The 1,341-nt window shown below is 59.5% G+C and carries 1 protein-coding gene; it reads left to right on the top strand.

The genetic code is table 11. The features are described from left to right. The coding region (locus tag AAAH86_RS14995; RefSeq protein WP_343488490.1) for a Calx-beta domain-containing protein at window positions 1–1,341 on the top strand (1,341 nt) is incomplete at both ends.

The following is a 1,341-nucleotide window of genomic DNA, read 5'->3' as shown; positions in this document are numbered from 1 at the left end:
GCGACAACGAATCCTACGACATCACCGTGCCCATTGTCGATGACTCATTGATTGAGCCCACCGAGGACCTCACCGTGGTGCTCAGCAACCTGTCCACGACATTGATAGGCATCAACGGCGATACCGCCACGGGGAACATATTGGACAACGACGGAGGGGGCTCCAACGGCATCTCCTTCGACTCGGACAATGTCACCGTCAACGAGGGCGATGGCACCGCAACCTTCACCGTAAGGCTCACGGGCAACGTACAGGGCGGGTTCACCGTCGACTACGCCACAGCTGACGGAAGCGCGGGCGAGCCCGGCGACTACACCGCCACTAGCGGACAGCTCACCTTCACCGGAAGCGACAACGAATCCTACGACATCACCGTGCCCATTGTCGATGACTCATTGATTGAGCCCACCGAGGACTTTACCGTGGTGCTCAGCAACCTGTCCACGACATTGATAGGCATCAACGGCGATACCGCCACGGGGAACATATTGGACAACGACGGGGGCGGCTCCAACGGCATCTCCTTCGACTCGGACAATGTCACCGTCAACGAGGGCGATGGCACGGCCACCTTCACCGTACGGTTGACAGGAAACGTACAGGGCGGCTTTACCGTCGACTATGCCACCGCCGATGGAAGTGCGGGCGAGCCCGGCGACTATACAGCAACTGCTGGCCAATTGACCTTTGCGGGCAACGACAACGAATCCTACGACATCACCGTGCCCATTGTCGATGACTCATTGATTGAGCCCACCGAGGACTTTACCGTGGTGCTGTCCAATCTCTCGACAACCCTGATAGGCATCAACGGCGATACCGCCACGGGGAACATATTGGACAACGACGGGGGCGGCTCCAACGGGCTTTCCTTCGACTCGGACAATGTCACCGTCAACGAGGGCGATGGCACCGCAACCTTCACCGTGAGGCTCACGGGCAACGTACAGGGCGGCTTTACCGTAGACTATGCCACCGCTGACGGAAGTGCGGGACAGCCAGGCGACTACACCGCCGTTTCGGGACAGCTCACCTTTGCGGGAACGGACAACGAATCCTACGACATCACCGTGCCCATTGTCGATGACAGCCTCATCGAGGCCACCGAGGACTTTACCGTGGTGCTGTCCAATCTCTCGACAACACTGATAGGTATCAACGGCGATACCGCAACGGGCAACATCCTCGACAACGACGGGGGCGGCTCCAACGGTATCTCCTTCGACTCGGACAATGTCACCGTCAACGAGGGCGACGGCACCGCAACCTTCACCGTAAGGCTCACGGGCAACGTACAGGGCGGGTTCACCGTCGACTACGCCACCGCCGATGGAAGTGCGG

The sequence above is a fragment of the Allomuricauda sp. d1 genome, from assembly GCF_039592695.1.
Taxonomy (GTDB): Bacteria; Bacteroidota; Bacteroidia; order Flavobacteriales; family Flavobacteriaceae; genus Flagellimonas_A.
The sequence above is the reverse complement of the archived record's forward strand: the minus strand, read 5'-3'. Positions and strand labels throughout refer to the sequence as shown.